The organism is Streptomyces sp. NPDC046261 (genome assembly GCF_040646235.1).
Classification (GTDB): Bacteria; Actinomycetota; Actinomycetes; order Streptomycetales; family Streptomycetaceae; genus Streptomyces.
Map to the genome: position 1 here is coordinate 384738 of NZ_JBEYZU010000003.1, position 23687 is coordinate 408424.

Annotated in this window: 22 protein-coding genes and 1 riboswitch; of the genes, 19 read left to right on the forward strand and 3 right to left on the reverse strand. The window is 74.6% G+C overall.

The window, feature by feature from the left end; translation table 11 throughout:
• Nucleotides 1-27 precede the first annotated feature (27 nt).
• Together ABZ956_RS08540 and ABZ956_RS08545 are read left to right on the forward strand one after the other, a co-directional pair.
• Nucleotides 28-252, forward strand: coding sequence for a CbtB domain-containing protein (locus tag ABZ956_RS08540; protein ID WP_361888907.1), 225 nt, complete (start codon nt 28-30; stop codon nt 250-252).
• A gap of 19 nt (nt 253-271) precedes the next feature.
• Entirely contained in the window at nt 272-1033 is a 762-nt protein-coding gene (locus tag ABZ956_RS08545) for a CbtA family protein (RefSeq protein ID WP_361888909.1), read from the forward strand.
• 124 nt (nt 1034-1157) lie between these two features.
• Here the strand turns inward: ABZ956_RS08545 and ABZ956_RS08550 are convergent, their stop codons facing one another.
• Both ABZ956_RS08550 and ABZ956_RS08555 read right to left on the reverse strand, forming a co-directional pair.
• Nucleotides 1158-2249 (reverse strand): glycosyltransferase, encoded by a 1092-nt coding sequence (locus ABZ956_RS08550; RefSeq protein WP_361888912.1) that lies wholly within the window; start codon nt 2247-2249, stop codon nt 1158-1160.
• Nucleotides 2246-2992 (reverse strand): polysaccharide deacetylase family protein, encoded by a 747-nt coding sequence (locus ABZ956_RS08555; protein WP_361888915.1) that lies wholly within the window; start codon nt 2990-2992, stop codon nt 2246-2248. The genes ABZ956_RS08550 and ABZ956_RS08555 overlap by 4 nt, the downstream gene beginning before the upstream one ends.
• Before the next feature lie 191 nt (nt 2993-3183).
• Between ABZ956_RS08555 and ABZ956_RS08560 the strand changes: the two genes are divergently transcribed.
• From ABZ956_RS08560 to ABZ956_RS08625, 14 genes are all read left to right on the forward strand, one after another.
• Nucleotides 3184-3939, forward strand: a complete 756-nt coding sequence (locus ABZ956_RS08560; RefSeq protein ID WP_361888918.1) for a 2OG-Fe dioxygenase family protein — start codon at nt 3184-3186, stop codon at nt 3937-3939.
• Between the two features lie 94 nt (nt 3940-4033).
• Nucleotides 4034-4564, forward strand: a complete 531-nt coding sequence (locus ABZ956_RS08565) for an SRPBCC family protein (protein WP_361888920.1) — start codon at nt 4034-4036, stop codon at nt 4562-4564.
• A 67-nt stretch (nt 4565-4631) separates the two neighbouring features.
• Nucleotides 4632-5555: an NADP-dependent oxidoreductase gene (locus ABZ956_RS08570; RefSeq protein ID WP_361889410.1), complete on the forward strand. Its 924-nt coding sequence runs from the start codon at nt 4632-4634 to the stop codon at nt 5553-5555.
• 31 nt (nt 5556-5586) lie between these two features.
• The gene (locus ABZ956_RS08575) at nt 5587-5952 is read left to right on the forward strand and encodes a hypothetical protein (protein WP_361888923.1); all 366 of its coding nucleotides are present in this window, start codon (nt 5587-5589) and stop codon (nt 5950-5952) included.
• 587 nt (nt 5953-6539) lie between these two features.
• Nucleotides 6540-8699, forward strand: coding sequence for a hypothetical protein (locus ABZ956_RS08580; RefSeq protein ID WP_361888926.1), 2160 nt, complete (start codon nt 6540-6542; stop codon nt 8697-8699).
• Nucleotides 8700-8766: 67 nt separating this feature from the next.
• Nucleotides 8767-10284: a GT4 family glycosyltransferase PelF gene (gene pelF / locus ABZ956_RS08585; protein WP_361888928.1), complete on the forward strand. Its 1518-nt coding sequence runs from the start codon at nt 8767-8769 to the stop codon at nt 10282-10284.
• Entirely contained in the window at nt 10281-11735 is a 1455-nt protein-coding gene (locus ABZ956_RS08590) for a hypothetical protein (protein WP_361888930.1), read from the forward strand. The genes pelF and ABZ956_RS08590 overlap by 4 nt, the downstream gene beginning before the upstream one ends.
• Before the next feature lie 73 nt (nt 11736-11808).
• Nucleotides 11809-12810 (forward strand): GDP-mannose 4,6-dehydratase, encoded by a 1002-nt coding sequence (locus ABZ956_RS08595; protein WP_361888931.1) that lies wholly within the window; start codon nt 11809-11811, stop codon nt 12808-12810.
• Nucleotides 12811-12854: 44 nt separating this feature from the next.
• Nucleotides 12855-13568 (forward strand): sugar phosphate nucleotidyltransferase, encoded by a 714-nt coding sequence (locus ABZ956_RS08600; RefSeq protein WP_361888933.1) that lies wholly within the window; start codon nt 12855-12857, stop codon nt 13566-13568.
• A 9-nt stretch (nt 13569-13577) separates the two neighbouring features.
• On the forward strand, nt 13578-14495 hold the full coding sequence (locus ABZ956_RS08605; protein WP_361888936.1) for an NAD(P)-dependent oxidoreductase: 918 nt from the start codon (nt 13578-13580) through the stop codon (nt 14493-14495).
• Entirely contained in the window at nt 14492-15181 is a 690-nt protein-coding gene (locus ABZ956_RS08610; protein WP_361888939.1) for a spherulation-specific family 4 protein, read from the forward strand. Before ABZ956_RS08605 ends, ABZ956_RS08610 begins: the two co-directional genes overlap by 4 nt.
• Before the next feature lie 113 nt (nt 15182-15294).
• Nucleotides 15295-16035 (forward strand): endo alpha-1,4 polygalactosaminidase, encoded by a 741-nt coding sequence (locus ABZ956_RS08615; protein ID WP_361889413.1) that lies wholly within the window; start codon nt 15295-15297, stop codon nt 16033-16035.
• Between the two features lie 247 nt (nt 16036-16282).
• Nucleotides 16283-16434: riboswitch (cyclic di-AMP (ydaO/yuaA leader) on the forward strand.
• 3 nt (nt 16435-16437) lie between these two features.
• Nucleotides 16438-16911 carry a C40 family peptidase gene (locus ABZ956_RS08620; RefSeq protein ID WP_361888942.1) on the forward strand — a complete coding sequence of 158 codons (474 nt, stop codon included), beginning with the start codon at nt 16438-16440 and terminating at the stop codon, nt 16909-16911.
• A gap of 85 nt (nt 16912-16996) precedes the next feature.
• Nucleotides 16997-18502: a carboxylesterase family protein gene (locus ABZ956_RS08625; RefSeq protein ID WP_361888945.1), complete on the forward strand. Its 1506-nt coding sequence runs from the start codon at nt 16997-16999 to the stop codon at nt 18500-18502.
• Between the two features lie 15 nt (nt 18503-18517).
• On the opposite strand, the gene ABZ956_RS08630 is transcribed toward ABZ956_RS08625, so the two are convergent.
• A complete protein-coding gene (locus ABZ956_RS08630) occupies nt 18518-18937 on the reverse strand; it encodes a YchJ family protein (RefSeq protein WP_361888948.1) in 420 nt (139 codons plus the stop codon).
• Nucleotides 18938-19169: 232 nt separating this feature from the next.
• Between ABZ956_RS08630 and ABZ956_RS08635 the strand changes: the two genes are divergently transcribed.
• Genes ABZ956_RS08635 through ABZ956_RS08645 form a run of 3 tightly spaced genes read left to right on the forward strand, consistent with a single transcriptional unit; the run spans nt 19170 to nt 23648 of the window.
• Nucleotides 19170-19706, forward strand: a complete 537-nt coding sequence (locus ABZ956_RS08635; protein ID WP_361888951.1) for a hypothetical protein — start codon at nt 19170-19172, stop codon at nt 19704-19706.
• 25 nt (nt 19707-19731) lie between these two features.
• Entirely contained in the window at nt 19732-21105 is a 1374-nt protein-coding gene (locus tag ABZ956_RS08640; protein ID WP_361888953.1) for an alpha/beta hydrolase-fold protein, read from the forward strand.
• The gene (locus tag ABZ956_RS08645; protein WP_361888956.1) at nt 21102-23648 is read left to right on the forward strand and encodes a DUF2156 domain-containing protein; all 2547 of its coding nucleotides are present in this window, start codon (nt 21102-21104) and stop codon (nt 23646-23648) included. The genes ABZ956_RS08640 and ABZ956_RS08645 overlap by 4 nt, the downstream gene beginning before the upstream one ends.
• The last annotated feature ends 39 nt before the right edge of the window (nt 23649-23687 follow it).

Sequence of the window (23687 nt, forward strand, 5' to 3'; positions counted from 1 at the left end):
ACGCGTTGTTCCCCAGGAGGTTCCGCCATGGCCCAGTCCGCTGTCCCCGCGTCGAGCACCCCCGCCATACCGGAGGTCGCCCCCATCGAGCTGAAGGCCATCGCTCCCTGGGTGGTCTTCGTGGGGCTCCTGATGCTCACCCTGCTCTACTTCGTCGGGGCGGAGCAGGGTGCCACGGCGCTCATCTCCGGCGAGGGCGTGCACGAGTGGGTGCACGACGGCCGTCACCTGCTCGGCTTCCCCTGCCACTGACCACCGGGGGAACGAGCTCGTGAACTCCGTATCCGTAAGAGCCCTGCTCGTGCGGGGCATGCTCGCCGGCCTCGCCGCCGGCGTACTGGCCCTGATCACCGCCTATCTGCTCGGCGAGCCCCATGTGGACGCCGCCATCGCCTTCGAGGAGGCCCACAGCCACGACCACGGCGGCGGTGAGGAGCTGGTCAGCCGCACGATGCAGGCCACCGGCGGCCTCGCCACCGGCATCCTGGTCTACGGCGTCGCGCTGGGCGGCATCGCCGCGCTGGCGTTCTGCGTGGCCCTCGGCCGCGTCGGCCGGTTCGGCCCGCGGGCCACGGCGGCCCTGCTCGCGCTCGGCGCGTTCGTGGCCGTCTTCCTCGTGCCGTTCCTGAAGTACCCGGCCAACCCGCCCGCGGTGGGCGACCCGGACACCCTCGATCAGCGCACGGCGCTGTTCTTCCTGATGATCGCGCTCAGCATGCTGCTGGCGATCGGCGCGGTCATCCTGGGCAAGCGGCTCGCCCCCCGGCTCGGCAACTGGCACGCCACGGTGGCGGCCGGGGCCGCGCTGGCCGTGGCGGTCGGGCTCGCGTACGCGTTCCTGCCGTCCGGCGACAATGTGCCGGAGGGCTTCCCGGCGACGCTGCTGTGGCAGTTCCGCCTGTCGGCTCTCGCCGTCCAGCTGGTGCTGTGGACCGGGTTCGGCCTGGTCTTCGGCGAGCTGGCGGAGCGGCTCGTCGCGCCGAAGAAGGCACGCGAGCGACAGCCGGGCGCGGCGGTCACGCCGACGGCCTGACCTTGCTTTTCGCCCGGACCGCGCTTCGCGCGGTGTCCTCAAGCGCCGGACGGGCTGGAAATCCAGCCCGTCCGGCGCTTGAGGACAAGAAACGGTGAAAGGGCGGGTAGGGGAACACCCCCGCTCACCCCCCGGTATGCACCGCCAGCATCCGCTCCACCGTCCTCGACCACGGGAACTCCTCCGCCCGCCCCCGCGCGGCGCCCCGCTGCCGTGCACGCGAGCCGGTCACCAGGCGGGCCACCGCCTCCGCCATCGCCGGCGCGGTCGCCGGCACCGCCAGGCCCGCCCCCGGAGCCAGCAGCTCGGGCGCCGCGCCACGGTCCGCCGTGACCACCGGCGTGCCGCAGGCCAGGGCCTCCAGGACCGACAGGCCGAACGCCTCCACCGGGCAGGGGGCCAGGGCCACATCGGCCCGGGCCGTCAGCGCGGCCACGGCGTGGCGGTCGCCGACGTGGCCGTAGAAGCGCACGGGCAGACCGGCCGCCCGCCGCTCCAGACGTACGCGCTCGGGGCCGTCGCCCAGCACGTCCAGCCGGGCGGCGATGCCACCCCGCCGCAGCAGACGCAGGGCCTCCACGGGCAGGTGGGGCGACTTCTCCCGCGAGAGGCGGCCCGTGTGCACCAGCGCGATGCCCGGCTCCGGCAGCGTGGTCCCGGCGGCCGCGGGACGGAAGACGTCCAGGTCGACGCCCAGCGGCACCCGGTGCAGCGCCGGGGCCGCCACACGGGAGAACTCCGCGCAGGAGAAGGCCGACGCCGCGACCACCGCGTCGAACGCCCCGGCCAGCCGGCGGTTCCACGCGTCCGCCGGCCGGCCCGGCGGCAGCCACGAGGGCAGGCGGGGCGCCAGGATCGCGTCGAGCCGCTCATGGGAGAGCAGCACCGAGCGCACGCCGTGCGCCCGGGCCCAGCCCGCCGCACGCACCAGCGTCAGCTTGTCCGACACCTCGACCGAATCCGGCGCCAGGCGCCGCAGCAGGGCGCGCAGCGCCCGCGGCGCGAGCAGCAGCCGGTAGCCGCCGCCCACCGGCACACCGGGCAGGGTCACCCGCAGCCCGTCGCGGTCGTCGCGCGCCCACGCGTACCGGCGGCCCGGCACGACCAGCACCCGCTCGTGGCCCGCGGCGACGTAGCCCCGGCCCAGGGCGTCCAGCGTGGTGCGCAGACCACCGGAGGCCGGGCCGTAGAAGTTGGCCAGCTGCACGATCCTCACGGCACGGCCCCTCGTGCGGTGCGCACCAGCGCGGCGTACGTGCACGGGCGCGCCCCCGCCGCCAGGGCGGCGTCGACCGCCTCAAGGGCGCGCTCGCGCAGCCCCGGCCGGTCCAGGTCGGCGGGGTGCAGCGCGATGCGGAACGGCCGGCCGCGGGCCGACCACCGGCGCGCCGCGGCCGGCATGAGCGCCGCGCCCGCCCGTTCGCCGAGGCCGCCGGGCCGGTGGGACAGGGCCGGCATCCGGTGCCGGCGGCCGGTGCGCAGGTCGTCCACCGCCAGATGGCTCGTCGTGTACTGCAGGCCCAGGCCGCGCAGCGCCGCCCGGCTGCCCGCGGAGGCGAGCCAGCCCGGCGGGGTGAAGCCCTCCGGCACGATGCCCACCGAGGCCAGGGCGGCCAGCCCGCGCTCCAGCCTGTCGCGCGCCGCCCGCTCGTCGAGCGCGCCGAACTCCGCACAGCCGCGGGCCAGCACGGTGTTCAGCCACCGGCGGACCGGCGGAGCGCCGGGTACGGCCTGATGGGCGTAGCCGTGCAGCGCGAGCTCGTGGCCACGCCCCCGCGCGTCGTGCAGCCACCGCACCAGGGCCGGGTCGTCCGGCAGCGGCACTCCCCGCCAGGCGCCCGGCACCAGCAGCAAGGTGGCGGGCACGCCGCGGTCGTCCAGGTCCGCCAGCCACCGGCGGCTCCGCGCGAAGCTCCAGGGGGCGACGTCGTGCACCGAGACCACGAAGACCGCTCTCACACCCCCAGAATCCCGCAGCCGCCGGGTGCGCGCCTCCGGGGCGGGGCGAGCGCCGCGGGCACGATCGGTGTACGCCGGGTGAACTCCGGCCCCGGCCCGCGGGCTTGCGCCGCGGGTGGACGAACGGCGGCCGCCCGGTACCGTGGTGCGACGAAGCACACTTGATACGGGGCGAATACGGGGGATGTGTCATGCCGGAGCGGCTCGTCGTGCTCGCCGGCGGCGGGGCGGGAGGCGGCGGTCGGCAAAACCCCGCCCCCTTCGCCCACTACCCGCCCGACCTGCTCACCGCGGCACTCGGGCGGATACCGCGGGAGTCGGTCACCCGGTTCACCGAGTCCTGGAACGACCTGCCCGCCGACGCCCACCTGGGGGCGGCCACCCCCTACCGCTTCCGCCGCTACGGCAGGTTCCGCCTCGTCGGCGGCCGCCTGCGACCGCTGCCGCACGTCGCCTTCTTCCAGGACCGCGCCGTGAACAGGGTCAACGGCGGAGTGGACCGCATGTTCGCCCCGCTGCACGAGGCGGTGGCGGCCGGGGCCGCCCTGCACACGGTCGTACGGACCCTCCTCGGCCGCCTCCCCGGCCCGCGCACCGGCATCGACACGTGCGGCGTCCACCAGATCCGCGTCACCGCCACCGCCGACGCCGAGGGGCACCCCACACCCGAGGGCATCCACCGGGACGGGCACAGCTACGTCGCCCAGGTGCTGATCCGGCGCGAGAACGTGCGGGGCGCCGAGTCCTGCCTGTACGACCTGCGCGAGCGGCCCCTGCACCGGGCGTCGCTGACCGAGCCGCTGGAGACGATCGTCCTGGACGACCGGCGCGTGCTCCACGGGGTCTCCCCGCTCCTGCCCGCGCCGGGCGCCGGCGCGGGCGTCCGCGACATGCTGCTCGTCGACTTCTTCCCCGGTGACGAGGGCGGCGCCGGCGGGGACCGCTGAGAGGAGCACCACAGGGCGACGGCCGCCGGAACGTCCGCGTCCGTGTGCAGACTTGGCCCCGACGGCTTGTCATGACCACCAGCCAGGAGGCGCCATGCGTTACGCGGACGGCCCGAGCGTTCACGACGAGGTGCGGATCGCCGCCGCACCCCCCGAGGTCTGGCGGCTGGTGACCGACATCGGTCTGCCGGCCCGGCTCAGCCCCGAACTCCAGCGCACCGAGTGGCTGGACGACGCCACCGGACCGCGGCTGGGCGCGCGCTTCGCCGGCCACAACCGCCACCCGCTGGTGGGCGAGTGGCGGACCGTCTCCCATGTGGTCGACATGGACCTTGAGCGGCGCTTCGCCTGGGCGGTCACGGACCCGGACAACCGGTTCGGCGGCGGCCCCGCCGACCCCGCACACCCCCTCGCCACGTGGGCGTTCGATCTCCGGCCCGAGGAGGGCGGCACCCTGCTGCGCCACTCGGCGCGCCTGGGGCCGGCGCCCTCCGGGCTCAGCGCGGCGATCGACCGGATGCCGGAGCGGGAGGAAGAGCTGCTCACCAGGCGTCTGGGCGAGCTGCGCACCGGCATCCGGGCCACGCTCGAGGGCGTCAAGCGGCTCGCGGAGGAGCAGGCGTAATTCCGGAGGGACAGCGGCCAGCCTGGTACGGAAAATCCTGATTTTCGATGATGGTGATTCCATGACCATGATCAAGGCCATCACCTTCGGCACCTACGGCCCCGCCGAGGTGCTCCAGCTCGTCGACACCGACCTGCCCTCCCCGGGGCCCGGTCAGGTCCGGCTCGCCGTCCGCTGCGCCGGCGTCAATCCGCTCGACCACAAGCTCCGCAGCGGCGCCCTGTCCGAGGTGTTCCCCCTCGAGCTCCCGCACATCCCGGGCGTGGAGGCCTCCGGCATCGTCGAGGCGGTCGGCGAGGGGGTCACCGAGGTGCGGGCGGGGGACGCGGTCCTGGGCCGCACGGCCACCGGCGCCTACGCCGAACAGGCCCTGGCGCCGGCCACGGAGCTGGTGGTCAAGCCGCTCTCGCTGTCCTGGGAGGAGGCGGCGGCCCTGCCCGTGGCGGCCGAGACCGCCTGGCGCGCGCTGGACGCGCTGCGGCTGAGCGAGGAGGAGACGCTGCTGATCCACGGCGCCGCGGGGGGAGTGGGCACCCTGGCGGTGCAGTTCGCCCGCTCCCGCGGCATCCGGGTGGTCGGCACGGCGAGCGAGTTCAACCACGAGTACCTGCGCGGCCTCGGCGCGACCCCGGTCGCCTACGGGGAGGGCGTCGCCGACCGGGTGCGGGAGGCCGTGCCGGAAGGGGTGGACGCGGCACTGGACGCCGTCGGCAAGGGCGACGCCGTCGGGGTGTCCGTCGAGCTGACCGGCGGCCCCGACCGGGTGGTGACCATCGCCGACGACGAGGGCGCCCGGCGGCACGGCGTGCGCTTCAGCTCCGGCCCCAGCGCCCAGACCGTGACCGCGCTGGGCGCCGCCCTCGGCCTCCACGAGGCCGGCATCCTGCAACTGCCCATCCACCGCGTCTACCCGCTCAGCCAGGCGGCCGAGGCCCACCGCGCCAGCGAGCACGGCCACCTCACCGGGAAGATCGTCCTGGCCGTGGTGTGAGGCCGCGCGCGAGCGGGGTCAGAGCCCGATCGTGAGCTCCGCCTCCGCAGCCAGTCGCGGCAGCCGGGCGGTGGTGACGAGCGCGAGCTCCTGCCGGCGGTCCGGGCCCGGCCGCCACTGGCCGCCGGCCAGCGGCAGCAGCGCGACGTTGGGCGTGGGCCCGCTGGTGAAGTCGACCAGACCCGCGATCGTCGGCAGCCGGGTCCGGCCGAGGGCCGCCGCGATCGCCGGCCGGTCGGTGGGGTCCGCGGCGGTGGCCAGGGCGTGGGCGGCGATCTACGAGCGCGTGGGCCGGGCCGAGCGGCTGCGACCACGGCCTGCCCGTGGCGCGCTGGAAGTCACCAGCGAGCACCGGGCCCCGGGTGCCGCCGCCGTCCCGGCGACGGCCGGCAGATGACAGCCGCATCCGTCGAATGCCCTGCGCAACCGGCATATTGGACAGCCGTCATCCGGCCGATCTGCCGACGATCTGGAACGGCGGAGCCTCATGTGCCGTCCGACCCCCGGTGCGCGCCTGGTGACGTCGTATACGGAAGTTGACACAGGTCACACGGAGATGGCCGCGCCCCTTGGGGGATCGTCCAGGTGCCGTTGCCCCCGGGGCGGATGGTGAGATCCGGCCAACGATCACCAAGGGCCCCACGGCTCCTGCCCGGTGCGCCCCGCGTGGGGTTCGGGCATGGCGCACTATATGGCTGAGCGGTCGGGAGGCAGAGGTGTCACCCGAGGCCGAGGCACCCGTGTGCCCGGAGCCGCGTCGTCGTCGTGCGGTCCCGGCTCCGGTCGCACGGCTCGGAGACCGGACGTCCGCGTCCGGCCCGTGGCAGGGGAGGGGTCGCGGCCGGAGTGGGGAGTCCGGTCGCGCGGGGAGCCGAACCGGTGATCAACCGATGTGCGGGGGCGCCCGGACCGGCGCCGTACGCACACGTCGTGTACGGACGCCACGCGCCCCACGCGCGGTTTCGTCCGTGGGGGGAGAAGCACATGGGGCGTACACCACGTCTGGTCGCGGCCTGGGTCGCGGCCGCCCTGCTGGCGGTGGGGCTGCCCACCGCCGGCGCGAGCGCGGCGGGGGCCGTACCGCGCGTCGACCTGCGCGTCCTCGTCGTCGACGACGGCGGGCCCGCCGTCGAGGCGATCCGCACCGAACTGGAGACCGCCGGCACGCCGTACACCAGGGTCGACCTCGCCGATCCGGGGCGCCCGCGCGTGGACGAGGCGTTCCTCAGTGACACCGTGGACGGCAGACCCCGGGCCAAGTACCAGGGCGTGGTCCTGCCCCACGACAATCCCTTCGGGGACGGCTCGGCGGAGATGGCTGCCGTCGCCGGATACGAGAGGCGTTTCGGCATCCGGCAGGTGGACGCCTACACCTACGCCCGTCCGGCCGTCGGCCTGAACGCCGCCTACGCCGGCACCCTGGACGGACGGACCGCGCAGGTCACCGCGGAGGGGGCCGCGGGGCCGTTCGGCTACCTCAGGAAAAACGTTCCGTTCGAGGACAACGACAGTGGCGTGGGCGAAAGTTACGGCTACCTCGGCGTGCCGCTCGAGCGACAGGCGGACGGCGCGACGTACACCAGCTACCTCGACGCCCCCGTGCCCGGGCAGTCCCGGCGCGGCTCGCTGATCGGGCAGTACACCCACGACGGACGCAGCGAACTGGTCGTCACCTTCGTCTACAACCGGCACCAGAGCCAGTTCAGGCTGCTCTCGCGCGGCATCGTGGAGTGGCTGACCCAGGGCGTCCACCTGGGCGCGGCCCGCAACTACTTCGCGATCCACGTCGACGACGTCTTCGGCTCCGACGACCGGTGGGACTCCCGGCTCAACTGCACCCCGGGCGACGTCGACTGCCCGCCGGGGACCCACCCCGAGACCGACCCGATCCGGATGACCGCCGCCGACGCCCAGCACGCCGCGCAGTGGTCACGCGACCACGGCCTCACCCTGGACCTGGCCTTCAACGGCGGTGGCAGCGAGGGCTACAAGGAAGCACACGCCGGCTCCGACCCCCTCGCCCAGCAACTGGTCTCCGACCAGAGCGCGTTCCGCTGGATCGACCACACCTACAACCACCCCTTCATCGGCTGCGTCCAGGACACCTCCGTGGTGCCGTGGAGGTGCGCCACCGACGCGCTGGGCAACGTCCGCTGGACCTCACGGGCGGCCATCACGGCCCAGATCGGCGACAACCGGGCCTGGGCGGCCCGGCAGGGCCTGGCCGTCGACAAGGACGAACTGGTCACCGGCGAGCACTCCGGACTCGCGACCCTGCCGCAGCAGCGGGACGACAACCCCGAGCTGGCGCCCGCCCTCACCCAGGCCGGCGTCGCCTGGCTCGCCGCCGACAGCTCCCGCGAACGCGAACAGCGCCGGCTCGGGCCGGCCCTGACCGTGCCCCGCTACCCGATGAACATCTTCTACAACGCCGGCAAGGTCACCGAGCAGGTCGACGAGTACAACTGGCTCTACACCCGCGCCTCCGACGGCGGCAGCGGCCTGTGCGAGGGCTCGGCCACCACCACCTGCCTCGAGGCGCCGCTGCCGGCCGAGACCGGCTACACCGACCACATCGTGCCGCTGGAGAGCCGCATCGCCATGGGCCATGTGCTCGCCAACGACCCGCGCCCGCACTTCATCCACCAGTCCAACCTCGCCGAGGAACGCATCGGCTACCGGGCGCTGGAGAAGATCCTGGCCGACTACCGCGCCCTCTTCGCCGACAGCACCCCGCTGGTCAACCTCCGGATGCGGGACATCGGCGCGGAGCTGCGCAAGCGCGCCACCTGGGCCGCCGCCGTCAAGGCCGGCACCGTCAGCGCCCACCGCACCGGCTCCGACATCACCGTCAGCGCCCCCGCCGGCGTCGACGTCACCGCGACCCTGCCCACCGGCACCGTCCAGGTCCAGGGCACCGGCCGCATCCCCTTCGGCACCGCCTACGCCGGGCAGCGCTCCGGCTGGGCCGCCCCCGCCGCCGGCCAGGGCACCCTCGCCTTCGCCCTGCCCGACGGCACCTGGGCACCACGCATCCTCTCCGGCAAGGCCACCCGGGTACCGGCCCCCGCCACCGCGCTCCCCGTACCGCGGGGCGTCAGCACCCCGGTGCCCCACGGCCCCGGCGACAGGGACCGGCGCTGATGCCGGCCCGCACCTTCGTGCCGCACCGTCCTGTCGCCGCACCGCCTTCTGGAGAGAACCGACTTCCATGCACGGACCGTCAGCCGATACGGCGTCCGCCGCTCCCTCGGTGACCCTGCTCACCGAGGGGACCTATCCGCACAGTCACGGCGGGGTCAGCGTCTGGTGCGACCAGCTCGTCCAGGGCATGCCCGACGTCGACTTCCGCGTCATCGCCGTCACCGGCACCGGCCGCGAACCGCTCGCCTGGCAGCCGCCGGGCAACGTCCGGGCCGTCGACACCCTCCCCTTGTGGGGGCCGCCCCCGCCCGGCCGCGCACCCCGCGGCCGCGCCCTGAAACGCTTCCTCACCTGCTACGAGCGGTTCCTGCTCGCCCTGCTGGACCCCGCGCAGGAACAGCACTTCGCCCGCGGCCTGTACCGGCTGGCCGACCACGCCGACGACGGCACGCTCTTCGCGGCCCTGCGCGGTGAGCAGGCGGCCCGCCTGCTCACCCGCGTCTGGAACCGCCCCCACCTCGCCACCGCCGCCGCGCGCCCCACCCTCCACGACGCCCTGGCCGCCACCGACCTGCTGGAGCACGCCCTGCGCCCGCTCGCCGCCCGGCCACCCGACCACGGCATCACCCACGCGGTGAGCGGCGGCCTGGCCACGCTGCCCGGCCTGGTCGCCCAGCACCGCCACGGCACCCCGTTCCTGCTCACCGAACACGGCGTCTACCTGCGCGAGCGCTACCTGGGATTCCGCACCGAGCCCTACCGCTGGCCCGTCAAGGCCCTGATGCTGGGCCTGTTCAGGATGCTCGCCCAGGAGAGCTACCGCCGCGCCGCGCTCGTCACCCCCGGCAACCGCTACAACCGCCGCTGGGAGGAGCACGGCGGCACCCCGCCCGAACGCATCCGCACCGTCTACAACGGCGTCGACCCGGCCGCGTTCCCGCCCGCCGGCCCCGAGCCGTCCACCCCGACCCTGAGCTGGGCCGGCCGGGTCGACCCCATCAAGGGCCTGGAGACCTTGATCCGCGCCTTCGCGCTCGTACGGGCCGAACTGCCCGACGCACGGCTGCGCCTGTTCGGCGGCACACCGCGCGGCGGCGAGGGCTACCGCAGCGCCTGCCAGGCGCTGGCCGCCGAGCTCGGCGTGGCCGACGCCGTCACCTTCGAAGGACGCGTCGAGGACATCCGCGACGCCTACGCCGCCGGCAACGTGGTGATGCTCTCCAGCATCAGCGAAGGCTTCCCCTTCACCCTCATCGAAGCCATGTCGTGCGGCCGGGCCACCGTCTCCACGGACGTGGGCGGCGTCCGCGAGGCGGTGGGCGACAGCGGACTGGTCGTACCACCCCGCGATCCGCGGAGCATGGCCCGCGCGGCGCTGCGGCTGCTGGGCGACGCCGGGCTGCGCGCCCGCATGGGCGAGGCCGCCCGGCTGCGCGTCATCGAACAGTTCACCCTCCGGCAGACCATCAGCGCCTTCCGCGACATCTACCACGACCTCGCCGGCCTGCGGCGGAACGGGCCCAAGACCCCGCACGCCGCCGTCTCCCCGCCCGTCATGGCCCTGGCCGCCGGCGGTGCGCGATGAGCGGCCTGCTGCGGCTCGTGCCCGACGAGCCCGAACCCGCCCACGCCCTCGCGGCCGCCGCACCACGCGCCCGCGCCCGCCCCCGGTGGGCCGCGGACCCGCTCGACGAACTCGCCGAGGAACTGGGCGGGGTGTGCGCCGCGGCCGTCCACCCGGACGAGATAGCCGCCGTCCTGGAGGCCGACGGGCTGACCGGCGACCAGATCGCCGAACGCTACGGGCGCCACGACGCCTTCGAGCTGGCGGCCGAGCTCTACGCCCGGGTGCCGCGCAGCCACCCCGAACCGGACCCCCGGCCCGACCCCTGGCGGGTGGCGCCGGGCCCGTTCCTGCTGCGCTCCCTGATCTTCACCCTGCCCGGCCTCGGCTACGCCCTCGCCTCGCCCCTGACGGACGGGAACCGGGAGAGCCCCGGGCTGCCCGCCGGCACCGGGGCGCTGGTGGTCTCCGCGCTCGTGGCCTGGGCGTGGAACCAGGCGCTCGCCCACCGCGCGTACACCCGCCTCGCGGCCGGCGGGCGCGCGGCGGCGGGCCGCAGCCTGGCGACGGGCGCCCCGCTCGGCGCCCTGCTCGCCACCGGCGCCGCGCTGGCCCTGCCCGCGCCGGCGGGGGCGCACGCCTTCGCGGCCGGCCAGGTCCTCTACCTGGCGGCGGCCACCGTCCTGCTGGTCCTCGGCCGCGAACGGCTCCTGCTGGGCGCCCTGCTGCCCACCGCCACCGGGGGAGCGGTCCTGCTGTTCACCCAGCCGCCACCCGGCGTGGGCGTCGCCCTGCTGCTCGCCTCCACCGGCGGCGCGCTGTTCGCGGCCGGCCACGAGATCGCCCGCACCCGGCGCGAGGAAGGCGCCCCGGCAGCCGGGCCGCCGGCCCCCTCCCCGCTCGCGTCGGTCCCCTTCGGCCTGTTCGGCCTCGGCTGCGGGGCACTGACCGCCCTCGCCGCCCTGGGCGAGAGCGCCGTCCACCGCACGGGCGGCGCCGGCGGCCCCGCCGTCCTCGCCCTCACCCTCAGCATGGGCGCCGCCGAATGGCTGCTCCACCGCTGCCGCGGCCTGGCCCTCGCGGCACTGGCCGCCGCCACGACCACCACCGGACTGCTGATCCGGGCCGTCCGGGTGCTCACCCTCTGCGTCACCGGCTACCTCGCGGCCCTGACCGTCCTCGCCCTCGCCGTCGGCGCCCTGTGGCCCGGCGCCCCTCCGCCCGACGCCGTGCGCCTGACCGCTCTGCTCGCCCTCGGCGCGGTGCTCTGGTCGGGGCTGCTGCTCCAGGCCCACGGCGTCGCCTGGCTCCCCGCCCTGCTCTGCCTGGGCGCCGCCGGGACCCAGGCCGCCGCCCTCGCGCTGAGCCTGTGGGCCCCGGCGACCGGCCAACTGCTGATCTGTACCGGTGCGGCGGCCGTCCTGCTGGCCGTCGCCACCGCCCTGCTCGGGCGGATCACCACGCACCGCTGACCGGCGCCCGCCGGTGAAACGCTCCGCCGCACCACGTCCCCGGCACCACCCGTTCCGCACGGAGGAGACCCGCATGTCCGCAACCGCAACCGTCGCCGTCACCGGCGCCGAAGGGTTCATCGGCTCGCACCTCGTCCAGGCGCTCGTCGCCGACGGCCACCGCGTCCGCGCGATGGCGCAGTACAACTCCTTCTCGTCCTTCGGCTGGCTCGAGGACCTGCCCGCCGACGTGCTCGACCACACCGAGGTGGTCCTCGGCGACGTCCGCGACCCCGGCTCCGTACACGGCCTGGTCAAGGGCGCCGAGACCGTCTACCACCTGGCCGCGCTCATCGCGATCCCGTACTCCTACCGCGCCCCGCACAGCTACGTCGAGACCAACGTCACCGGCACCCTCAACGTCCTGGAGGCCGTCCGCCACCTGGACGTCCCACGCCTGGTCCACACCTCCACCAGCGAGACCTACGGCACCGCGCGGACCGTACCCATCACCGAGGACCACCCCATCAACACCCAGTCCCCCTACGCCGCGTCCAAGGCGGGCGGGGACCGGCTCGCCGACAGCTACCACGCCAGCTTCGGCCTCCCCGTCGTCACCCTGCGCCCCTTCAACACCTTCGGCCCGCGCCAGTCCATGCGGGCCGTCATCCCCACCGTCATCGGCCAGGTCGCCGCCGGGGAACACACCATCACCCTCGGCGACCTGCGCCCCACCCGCGACTTCAGCTACGTGGCGGACACCGTGGCCGCCTTCCGCGCCGTCGGCACCGCGCCCGCCGCCGCCGTCCTCGGCCGCACCTTCAACTCCGGCACCGGCGAGGAGATATCCATCGGCGACCTGGTGACCCTCATCGGCAAGCTCATGGACGTCGATCTCGAGGTCGTCGAGGACGCCCGGCGTGTGCGTCCCGCCGACTCCGAGGTGATGCGCCTGGTCGCGGACGCCTCGCGGCTGCGGGCCGCCACCGGCTGGTCCCCGGCCCACACCCTGGAGCAGGGACTGCGCGAGACCGTCGCGTTCTTCCGCGACCCGGTCAACCTCCGCCGGTACAAGACCGGCATCTACAACGTCTGACGTTCCGTCCCCACCCATCGCGGCACGAGAGAGGAACGGCACCCATGCACGTAGTCATCCTGGCCGGAGGCAAGGGCGTCCGGCTGCGCCCGTACACCACCGCGCTGCCCAAGCCCCTGGTGCCCATCGGCGACCAGCACGCCATCCTCGAGATCGTCATGCGCCAGCTGGCCGGCGCCGGATTCACCAGCTGCACCCTGGCCATCGGCCACCTCGGCCACATCATCCGGGCCTACGTCGGCGACGGCTCCCAGTGGGGCATCCGCGTCGACTACGCCTCCGAGGAGAGCCCGCTGGGCACCATGGGCCCGCTGCTCACCATGACCGACCGGCTGCCCGAACACTTCCTGGTCATGAACGGCGACATCCTCACCGACCTCGACTTCGGCGACGTCCTGCGCGACCACGTCGCCTCCCGGGCGCCGCTGACCATCGCCACCTACGCCCGCAAGGTCAGCATCGACTTCGGCGTCCTGACCACCGACTCCGGCCGCGTCGTCGGCTTCGCCGAGAAGCCCAGCATGGACTACCGCGTCTCCATGGGCGTTTACGGAGTCTCCCGCTCCGCCCTCGCCCGCTACACCCCCGGCCTGCCGCTGGGCTTCGACGAACTGGTCCTGGACCTGCTCGGCGACGGCACCCCGCCGCACGCCTACGCCTTCGACGGCTACTGGCTCGACATCGGCCGCCCCGACGACTACGACCGGGCCAACGCCGAATTCTCCGTCCACCGCGACCTGCTGATGAAGGGAGCGTGACGGCGCGTCATGCGCGTTCTCGTCCTGGGCGCCACCGGTTTCCTGGGCCGGCACGCCGCCGAACGCCTGCGCGCCCTCCCCGGCGCGCGGGTGCTCGGCGCCGGCCGGGCCCCCGGCTGTGCCCTGCCCGTCGACCTGGCCGGGGCCGACCCCGGCCACCTCGCCGCCGTGCTGCGCGAGGCCGCCCCCGACGCCGTCGTCAACTGCGCGGGCGCGGTCGGCGGCAGCGCCCTCGCCCTCACCGCCGTCAACGCCCGCGGCCCCGCCGCCCTGTGCGAGGCCCTGCACGCCGCCGCCCCCGACGCACGCCTGGTCCACCTGGGCTCGGCCGCGGAGTACGGGCCCGGAGACGGCCACCGGCCCGTCACCGAGTCCGACCCGACCCGCCCCGTCGGCCTCTACGGTGCGAGCAAGCTCGCCGGCACCCTCGCGGTCACCGGCTCCGGCCTCGACGCCGTCGTCCTACGGGTGTTCAACCCCCTCGGCCCCGGCGCCCCCGCCGCCTGTCTGCCCGGCCGCCTCGCCCGCGAGCTGCACCGGGCCGGGCCCGGCGGGCGGGTACGCACCGGCGACCTCTCCGCCTGCCGCGACTTCGTCGACGCCCGGGACGTGGCCGACGCCGTCGCCCGTGCCGTCGCGGCCCCCCGGCCGCTGCCCGCCGTCCTGAACGTCGCCGGCGGCGCCGCCCGGCCCGTGCGGGACGTCGCCGAAGGGCTGCTGAGGGCCGCGGGCTTCACCGGGCCGGCCGGGGAGCGCATCGAGGAGGACGGCGACGGCTCGCCGCGCTCGGCCGCCGTGCCCTGGCAGCAGGCGGACATCACGGCCGCCGCCCGCGCCCTGGACTGGGCGCCCCGGTACCGGTTGGAGGACTCCCTGGCCGACCTGTGGGCCGAGACCCGCGGCCGGGCCGCGGAGCCCGTGCGATGACACGCCCCGCACCGCCCGGGGACGGCCGGCGCCTGCTCGTCCCGCTGTACGCGCATCCGGCCGTGAACCCGGGAGCATGGGCGGCGCTGACGGCACTGACGGCGGCCGCCCCCGGCCCGCACGCGGTCGTGCTCAACGTCGCGGACGGCCCCGGCAGCCGCCCCGACCCGCACTTCCGGGCCGCCGCCGGGCGGCTGCGCGCGGCGGGCGTGCGGCTGCTGGGCTACGTCGACACCGCCTACGGCCGGCGCCCGCCCCGCGCGGTGGTCGCCGACGTCCGCAGACACCGCAGGTGGTACGACGTGGACGGGGTCTTCTTCGACCAGGCGGCCGCGCACGCGGCCCTGCTGCCGCGCTACCGGTGGCTGGTCATGACCGCCCGGGTGCTCGGCGCGCGCACGGCCGTGCTGAACCCCGGCACGCACCCCGACCCGGGCTACGCCGCGCTCGCCGATGTCCTCGTCACCTTCGAGGGGACCTGGGAGGACTACCGGCGCGCCGGGGTGCCCGACTGGACGGCCGACCATCCGCCCGGGCGTTTCTGTCACCTGGTCCACGGGGTGCCCGAGGGGCAGCAGGCGCAGGTGGCCCGCATGGCCGGGGCGCGGGGTGCGGGGGTGCACTGCGCGGTGCCGGGGACGGGGGCCAACCCGTGGTGCAGCGCACCGCTGCCGGTGGCCCGGTGACCGGCCGCCGGGCCCGCGCGGGCCTCCTCGGCGCGCTGCTGCTCGTCCTCGCGGCCTGTTCGACCCCGGCCGAGGAGGCGGCGGAGCCGGGTGGCGAGAGCCCGGTGGACCGGATGACGGCGGCCCCGGACGGCGCTTCGCCCCGGGCCGCCCGCCGCTGGCAGCCCCGGCCGGGCCTGCGCTGGCAGTGGCAGCTCGGCGGGAAGGTCGACACCTCCGTGGACGTCCCCGTCTACGACATCGACGGTTTCGAGAACTCCGCCGAAACGGTGGCGCGCCTGCACGCCCGGGGCCGCAAGGTGATCTGTTACATCAACGCCGGGGCCTGGGAGGACTTCCGGCCGGACCACGCGCGCTTCCCCAAGTCGCTGCTCGGCAGGAACAACAAGGGCTGGGACGGTGAGAAGTGGCTGGACATCCGCCGTCTCGACACGCTGCGGCCCCTCATGGCCGCGCGCATCGACATGTGCCGGCAAAAGGGCTTCGACGCGGTGGAGCCCGATCTGACCGAGGGCTTCCGCAACCGCACCGGATTCCCGCTGTCGGCCGCGGACCAGCTGGCCTTCAACCGGATGCTGGTGAAGCTGGCTCATGAGCGGGGGCTGGCCATCGGTTTGAAGAACGACCTCGAGCAGATCCCCGAGCTGGTCCGGGACTTCGACTTCGCGGTCAACGAACAGTGCGCGCAGTACGGGGAGTGCGAGAAGCTCACCCCGTTCGTGAAGCAGAACAAAGCGGTCTTCCATGTCGAATACGACCTGTCGCCGGAGGAGTTCTGCGGGACGGCGAAGCGGCTCGGGCTGAGCTCGATGCGCAAGAGGCTCGAGCTGGACGCGTGGCGCCGGCCGTGCTGAACCGCGCATTCCGCCACCGGGGCCCGCGTGCTTCAAGTCCCCTGCGGGGCAAGGGTTTAGGCGCAGACGGCGGGTGGTGGAGGGGCTGCGGTTCCGTGTTCGACCCCGAAGTGAAGAAGTTCACAGATGGCCGTTTGGGCACCGAATTTGAGCGATTGATGGTGCAGGATCTCTCACCGAACACAAGATCCCGTCACCGAGGCGGGCGACCCGGGCGGACGCCGAGTCCTGCCGCCGCACCGGGTTCGGTATCGAAACGTCGAATCGGCAGGAGCGGGAGACCCAAGCGGTACGGACCACGAAAGCGGTGGTCCTTGGGGTGAAGCCACACTGTGGCCGGGCAACTTCGCAGCCCGAACCCGACAGGTCATCTTTCGTAGGCGGATGCCGAAGGGCTTTGGCATGTCTGCGTTGCCTCGCATACCTGCACTCGTTTCCCGGGCCGGCACCGCGTCGGCCCTCACCGCCGCCACACTGGCGGCATCGGTGCTCGTCCCCGGCCTCGCCACCGGCGCCCAGGCGGCGACCCCGGGCGAGAAGGCACTGAAGGTCGCGGCCTCCAAGAAGGGCTCCCCCTACCAGTACGGCGCCACGGGCCCGAACCGGTTCGACTGCTCGGGCCTGACGCTCTACTCGTTCAAGAAGGTCGGCAAGAACCTCCCGCGCACCGCCCAGAGCCAGTACAACTCCACCCGGCACCTGAGCAGCGGCTCCCGCCAGGTCGGTGACCTCGTCTTCTTCCACTCCGGCAGCAACGTCTACCACGTGGGGATCTACGCGGGTAGCAACAAGATCTGGCACTCTCCCAAGCCCGGCGGCTCCGTCCGGCTGGAGAAGATCTGGACCAACAGCGTCTGGTACGGCCGCGTGAAGTAGCCGCCGCACCACGGCGCCCCCTTGTCCCCGGACGCCGGACGGGCCCAGAATCCAGCCCGTCCGGCGGTTTCGGGAAGGGGCGCGGATGACCAGCGGCACCGGCGTGGAGATACGCACCGTCCAGGGCACGGTCCGGGGACGGACCGAGAAGGGACTCGCGGTCTTCCGCGGCATCCCCTACGCCCGGCCACCGGTCGGCGAACTGCGCTTCGCCGCACCCCAGCCGCCACCGTCCTGGGACGGGACACGGGACGCCGTGGAGTTCGGGCCACCGCCCCCGCAGTCCGGCCCCTTCCGTACCCCCGGAGGCATCCCCGGCACCGACTGGCTCACGCTCAACGTCTGGTCCCCGGACGCCGGCGGGTCCGGGCTGCCGGTCCTGGTGTGGATCACGGGCGGTGCCTACCTCGCGGGTGCCGCGAGCGACCCCCTGTACGACGCCACGCTCCTCGCCCGGCACGGCCTGGTCGTGGTCACCGTCAACTACCGGGTGGGCGCCGAAGGCTTCGCCGAGCTCGCCGGCGCCCCCGCCAACCGCGGCCTGCTCGACCAGATCGCGGCCCTGGAGTGGGTACAGGAGAACATCGCCCGCTTCGGCGGCAACCCGGACCGCGTCACCCTCTGCGGCCAGTCCGCCGGAGCGGGCTCGATCGCCACCCTGCTGGCCGCCCCACGCGCCGCCGGCCTCTTCCGGCGGGCCGTCACCCAGTCCGTACCGGGCCTCTACACCACCCCCGCCCTCGCCCGCGACATCGCCGCCACCCTCGCCGCCCGGCTCGGCGGCACCCCCACCGTCGCCTCCCTCGCCACGATCGCGCCGCAGCGCCTGGCCGACGAGGTGGACGCGCTCATGGCCGGACTGCCCGCCCACGTCGACCGCTGGGGCAGACTGGCCCGCTCGGGCGTCCCCTTCTGCCCGGTCGTGGACGGCGACCTGGTGCCGGACGTGCCCTGGCGGACCCTGCGCGACGGCCGCGCGAGCGAGGTCGGCCTGCTGACCGGCCACACCCGCGACGAGTTCCGGCCGTTCCTGGTGCTGACCGGCAGCCTGGAGAAGATCACCGAGGAGGACGCCACGACGGCGCTGCGGGCCTTCGCCCCCGCACCCGACGGCGAGCGCGCCTACCGCGCCGCCCACCCGGGCGCCTCCGCCGCCGCGCTCTACGAACTCGTCCACGCCGACGTGCTCTTCCGCGTCCCCTCCCTGCACCTGGCGGACGCGCACTCCGCCGGCGGCGGCACCGCCCACCTCTACGAACTGCGCTGGCCCGCGCCCGCGCTGGGCGGCGCGCTGGGCGCGGCCCACGGCCTCGACGTCCACCTGCTCTTCGGCACCTACTCCGCACCCGCCGCCCGGCTGCTGTTCGGCGAGGAACCGCCGCCCGCCCAGGCGCTCACGCTCGCCGACGACATCCGCCGCTCCTGGGCGTCGTTCGCCGCCCACGGCGACCCCGGCTGGCCGGCCTACCGCGTCACCGACGGGCGGCTCACCCGGCTCCTGGACGCCGAGGTGACCACGGCCCCCTATCCCGAGGACGCCTCCCGGCGCATCTGGGAAGGACACGGCGTCGAACCCTTCGACCTCACCTGAGCCGGGCCGCCGCGATCAGCCGACCGCGTCCAGATACACCCAGTCGCCGTCCTCGCGCACGAAGCGGCTGAGCTCGTGCTGGTCGTCCGCCTGCCCCCGCACCTCGTAATGCGCGCGGAACTCCACCGTGCCCTCGCTGTGGAAGGCGCTGCCGCCCGTGGTGCCCAGGATCTCCAGACCCGTCCAGGCGATGGAGGGATCGAAGTCCAGGCCGGGCGGCCGCGTCGTGGAGTGCCACGTCCGCAGCAGATAGGCGGCGTCACCCACCACGAAGGCGCTGTAGCGCGAGCGCATCAGGCGCTCCGCCGTCGGCGCCGCGCCGCGGCCCTGGTGGAAGGGGCCGCAGCACTCCCCGTACGGTGCGCCGAGCCCGCAGGGGCACGGTGAGGTGGCAGTGATCGCCGGCCGGCGGCGTGCGTTCGTTCGTCTGGACACCCCCCGATTCTGCCTGCTGTGCGGCCCTGCCCCGCACCATCGGTGACGAACCCTTTCGGCTGCATGCCCGCCGGACGGCGGCCATCCCTGTTCTTTCGGGTGAATTCCCAGGTCATCGCGGTAGCGCCGGCGCATGGCGGCGGCCGGGCACGGCGCCGGAAGCGGTTGCGGCGCCCCCTGCGCCAGCGGACGGTGGTCGCGTCCGACAGGTGTTTCGAAGGGAGTTTCTCGCATGGGCAACAACCGGCTCCATACCGCTGCCGTCGCCGTCGTGTGCGGCTCGCTGGCCGTGGGCGTCTGCGGCCCCGCTCTGGCCTCCGGCCGGGCGGCGGACTCCATAGCCGTGGCGGAACCCGCGCCGGCCCCGGCCGGCGGCCGGGCCGACTCGATCGGCAGCCTGGGCGAGACGCTCTCCCTCGGATCGAGATTCCTCAAGGAGGCCCGCTCCCGGACCCCGGACGTCGACTACCTCCGGGACCTGCGGCAGCGACTGCGGGAGTCGGCCGACCGCCTGCTCGTGGACGTCAGGGCCCGGGCACAGGCCCCCTACCGGCACGACAGCGCAAGGGACCCCGTCGCGGACGTCAAGGCGCAGCTGGACAAGCTCGTCAAGGACGTCGACGACCTGCTGGCCGCGGTCCTGGCCAAGGACGCCGCCAAGGTCACGGCCCTCGTCGCCCAGGTCCTCGCCGACCTGCAGGCCCTCCTGACGTCGGTGCCCAAGCTCGTGGGCGGCGCCGCGCCGCTGCCCGTGCCGCTGCCGGGCTAGTGCCGCCCCGGACGGCCCGGACACCGTGACGCCCGCCCGCCTCCCGCGGCCCGGCCCGCTCGTCCTGGCGGCAACCGCCCCGGACGCGCGGGCCGCGGGCCCGCTGGACTGGTCCCTGGTACGCGGCTGGATCCCGCTCGCCGTGCTGGTCCTCGGCTGCTGCGCCCTGGCCGTGCTGCTCTTCTCCCGGCGACGCCGGTGGTGGACACGGTGGGCGCCGCTCGCCGTGCTCCTCGCCGCGCTGATCACCTGGCTGCTGAAGGTGGCCGTCGACGACTGGCTCGAGCTGTTCCCCGATCCGCTGCCGGCCGGTGTAGTCCTCTGGGCGGGCGTCGCCGTCCTGGGCCTGTGCCTGGCGGCGTTCCGGATACCGCTGCTGCGGCCACGCCACTGGGCCGGCGCGGTGCTCGCCGCGCTGTGCGCCGTGCTGCTGGGCGCCTCGCAGATCAACCGCCACTTCCACCAGTACCCGACCGCCCGTACCGCCCTGAACGCCTGGCTGCAGAAGACCACCAGCCTCAGCGACGCCACCGGCCGCACCGAACCCGCCCTGCACGTACCGCAGGGCAAGGCCGTCTCCGAGGTGTGGCGGCCACCGGCCGGCCTGCCCACGGAGGGCACGCTCTCCCGGTCCGACATCCCCGGCACCGCCTCGGGCTTCGACGCCCGCTCCGCGTACGTCTATCTGCCGCCCGCCTACCGGGCGAGCCCCCGCCCCCTGCTGCCCGTGCTCGTGCTCATGGCCGGCCAGCCGGGGTCCCCCGACGACTGGATCAACTCCGGGCGCCTGGTGGAGATGATGAACGCCTTCGCCGCCGCCCACCAGGGGCTCGCCCCCGTGGTCGTCGTGGTCGACCCCCTCGGCTCCCAGTTCGCCAACACCCTCTGTCTGGACTCCCGGCTCGGCAAGGTCCAGACCTACCTGGCCGTCGACGTGCCCGGCTGGATCCGCTCCCACCTCCAGGTCGCCACCGCCCGCACCTCCTGGATCGTCTCCGGGATCTCCTTCGGCGGCACCTGCTCCCTCCAGCTCGGCGTCAACGCCCCGCAGGTCTACGGCGTCGTCAACGACATCTCCGGCCAGGAGGCGCCCACCCTCGGCAGCCGGCAGAAGACGATCGACAAGGCATTCGGCGGCGACACGGCCGCCTACGAGCAGGTCAACCCGCTCGACGTGCTGGCCCGCCGGCGCTTTCCCGACACCAAGGCGGCGTTCGTCGCCGGCAGCGACGACGCCACCTACCGGCCGCAGCAGCGGAAGGTCTACGACGCCGCCGTCGCGGCCGGCATGCGCGCCGAGTGGGTGCTGCTGCCCGGCGGCCACAGCTGGCAGGTCTGGCGCCCGGGCCTGGAGCGGCAACTCCCCTGGCTCGCCCGGGAGACGGGACTGATCCGATGACCGAAGCCCCCGGTGGTCCTGCCCCGACGCCCCTGCCACCACCCACGCCCGTCGTCGGCGACAGCACGCACCCCTGGCGCGCCACGCTCGACCGCCTCCTCGCGCCCGTCCGCCACGCCCCGTTCACCCTGGCCTTCCTCGCGGTGCTGTGGATCGTGGGCGCGGTGACCGGCGCCCTCGGCTCCGGCCCGGCCCGGCACCGGCTGGAGCACGTCGGGGTCGGCGTCCCGGCCCTGGCGGAGGGCCGCTGGTGGACCCCGGCGAGCTCGCTGCTGTGGTGCCCCGGGCTCGGCGGCTACATCGGCTCGACGCTCCTGGTGCTGCTGCTCGTCACCCCCTGCGAGCGCCGCCTGGGCGTCGCGCGCACCGCGGCGCTGCTGCTCGGCGGCCAGATCCTGGGCAGCCTCCTCGGAGTCGGCCTCGTCGCGCTCGGATCCGCCGCGGGGGAGCAGTGGCTGGACAGCCTCACCGAGGACCTGGCCGTCACCCCCACCGTCGGCGTGCTCACCGTCGGCGGGGTGCTCAGCTACCGCCTCACCGCCCTGTGGCGTCGCCGCACCATGCTCGGCATCGTCGCCTTCGCCCTGGTCATGGCCCTGTACGTGGGCCACTTGCAGGGCGTGCTGCGGCTGGGCGGCGCGGCGGCGGGCCTCGCCCTGGGCGCCCTGCTCCACCGCCCGCGCGGCCCCCTGCGGCTGCGGCACTCCTCCCACACCGAGGCCCGGGTACTGGTCGCGCTCGTCGTGGCCGCCTCCGCGATCGGCCCGATGGTGGCCATCCTCTACGAGGAGGCGTACGGCCCCTTCAGCTCCTTCAACTTCCTCTACGTCTCCACGCGGCCCACGCCCGAGGAGATCAGGGACGCCTGCGGCATGTCCGCCCAGGACTGCCACTACATCCACGCGGTCCGCGACTTCTACGACTCCCCGGCCATCGCCATGGCCGCCCTCGTCCCGGTCGTGATGCTCGTCCTCGCCGAAGGGCTGCGCCGGGGGCTGCGGCTGGCCTGGGCGCTGGCGGTGCTCTCGCACCTGGCCTGGATCGCGCTGTTCGCCTACTGGCTCAAGGACTTCCTCGACAATCCGTCCGCCTACGCCGAGCCCCAGGACCACGCCGGCTACGTCCAGCTCTTCGCGGAACAGATGCTGCTGCCCGTCCTGGTCCTGCTGCTGCTCGTCGTCACCCGCGCCCGCTTCGACCTGCGCCTGCCGCGCTCGGCGATGGCCGGGCTGGCGGCCGTGGTGGGCGGCACCCTGCTGCTGGCCTGCGCGGTGTACGTGGGCGTCGGCCTCGCGGTACGGGACCAGTTCGACCCGCCGGCCACGCCCGGGATGCTGCTGGCCGGGCTGGCCTCGGAGTTCGTGCCGCCCGCCTTCCTGGGCTACTTCACCGACTGGCCGATCCCCGTGGGCGGTACGGCCCAGGCGCTCTTCCAGTACTGCGGGCTGCTGTTCTGGCTGGTCGCGCTGGTCGCCCTGCTGGTGACGTTCCGCCGGCCCCGGCTGCACACGGACGCGGACGCGGCCGTACGCGCCCGGGACCTGCTGATCGCGCACGGCGGCTCGAACCTGTCGTACCTGACGACCTGGGACGGCAACTTCTACTGGTTCTCGGCGGACGGCCGCGCCGCCGTCGCCTACCGGGTGATCTCGACGGTGGCGCTGACCACGGGCGATCCGTTCGGGGCGCCGGACGCCCGGGCGGACGCCGTCGCCGGCTTCTCCCGCTTCTGCGACGAGCGCGGCTGGACCCCCTGCTTCTACAGCGTGGGCGCCCCGGCCCGCGAGGCCGCCGAGGCCCTGGGCTGGCGGTCGGTGCAGGTCGCCGAGGACACCGTGGTGCCGCTGCCGGACCTGGCCTTCACGGGAAAGAAATGGCAGGACGTCCGCACGGCCCTGAACAAGGCGAAGAAGGAAGGCATCACCGCCGAGTGGTGGTCCTTCCCCGACGCCCCCGTCGCGATCACCGACCAGGTGCGGTCGATCTCCGAGGAGTGGGTCGCCGACAAGGGACTGCCGGAGATGGGCTTCACCCTGGGCGGCCTCGACGAGCTCGACGACCCGGCGGTGCGCTGCCTGATCGCCGTGAACGCCGACCGCACGGTGCACGGGATCACCAGCTGGATGCCGGTGTACGAGGACGGGCGGCCGGTCGGCTGGACGCTGGACTTCATGCGGCGCAGGGCCGGCGGTTTCCGGGGCGCGATGGAATTCCTCATCGCCTCGGCGGCACTGGGCTTCAAGGAGGAGGGCGCGCGGTTCCTGAGCCTGTCGGGCGCCCCCCTGGCCCGTAAGGCCACGGAGGAGCCGCCGGTGGCGCTGCAGCGCGTCCTCGACTACGGCGGCAAGGTCCTGGAACCGGTCTACGGCTTCCGCTCCCTGCTCAACTTCAAGGCCAAATTCCAGCCCCAGTACCGCCCCATGTTCATGACCTACCCGGACCCGGCCGCCCTGCCGCTGATCACCCGTGCGGTCACCAAGGCGTACCTGCCCCACATGACGGCGGCGCAAGGGGTGCGGCTGGTGCGCCAGTTCTCCGCGTGAGCGGGGGAGGCTACGGCAGGCGTCGCCGGGCTGCCCGCA

Bases quoted from the DNA above. Each gene is read 5' to 3' on its own strand.
- ABZ956_RS08540 (WP_361888907.1), top strand. From the start codon at position 28: ATGGCCCAGTCCGCTGTCCCCGCGTCGAGCACCCCCGCCATACCGGAG.
- ABZ956_RS08560 (WP_361888918.1), top strand. From the start codon at position 3,184: ATGCCGGAGCGGCTCGTCGTGCTCGCCGGCGGCGGGGCGGGAGGCGGC.
- ABZ956_RS08565 (WP_361888920.1), top strand. From the start codon at position 4,034: ATGCGTTACGCGGACGGCCCGAGCGTTCACGACGAGGTGCGGATCGCC.
- ABZ956_RS08570 (WP_361889410.1), top strand. From the start codon at position 4,632: ATGATCAAGGCCATCACCTTCGGCACCTACGGCCCCGCCGAGGTGCTC.
- ABZ956_RS08580 (WP_361888926.1), top strand. From the start codon at position 6,540: ATGGGGCGTACACCACGTCTGGTCGCGGCCTGGGTCGCGGCCGCCCTG.
- pelF (WP_361888928.1), top strand. From the start codon at position 8,767: ATGCACGGACCGTCAGCCGATACGGCGTCCGCCGCTCCCTCGGTGACC.
- ABZ956_RS08590 (WP_361888930.1), top strand. From the start codon at position 10,281: ATGAGCGGCCTGCTGCGGCTCGTGCCCGACGAGCCCGAACCCGCCCAC.
- ABZ956_RS08595 (WP_361888931.1), top strand. From the start codon at position 11,809: ATGTCCGCAACCGCAACCGTCGCCGTCACCGGCGCCGAAGGGTTCATC.
- ABZ956_RS08600 (WP_361888933.1), top strand. From the start codon at position 12,855: ATGCACGTAGTCATCCTGGCCGGAGGCAAGGGCGTCCGGCTGCGCCCG.
- ABZ956_RS08605 (WP_361888936.1), top strand. From the start codon at position 13,578: ATGCGCGTTCTCGTCCTGGGCGCCACCGGTTTCCTGGGCCGGCACGCC.
- ABZ956_RS08610 (WP_361888939.1), top strand. From the start codon at position 14,492: ATGACACGCCCCGCACCGCCCGGGGACGGCCGGCGCCTGCTCGTCCCG.
- ABZ956_RS08615 (WP_361889413.1), top strand. From the start codon at position 15,295: ATGACGGCGGCCCCGGACGGCGCTTCGCCCCGGGCCGCCCGCCGCTGG.
- ABZ956_RS08620 (WP_361888942.1), top strand. From the start codon at position 16,438: ATGTCTGCGTTGCCTCGCATACCTGCACTCGTTTCCCGGGCCGGCACC.
- ABZ956_RS08625 (WP_361888945.1), top strand. From the start codon at position 16,997: ATGACCAGCGGCACCGGCGTGGAGATACGCACCGTCCAGGGCACGGTC.
- ABZ956_RS08635 (WP_361888951.1), top strand. From the start codon at position 19,170: ATGGGCAACAACCGGCTCCATACCGCTGCCGTCGCCGTCGTGTGCGGC.
- ABZ956_RS08645 (WP_361888956.1), top strand. From the start codon at position 21,102: ATGACCGAAGCCCCCGGTGGTCCTGCCCCGACGCCCCTGCCACCACCC.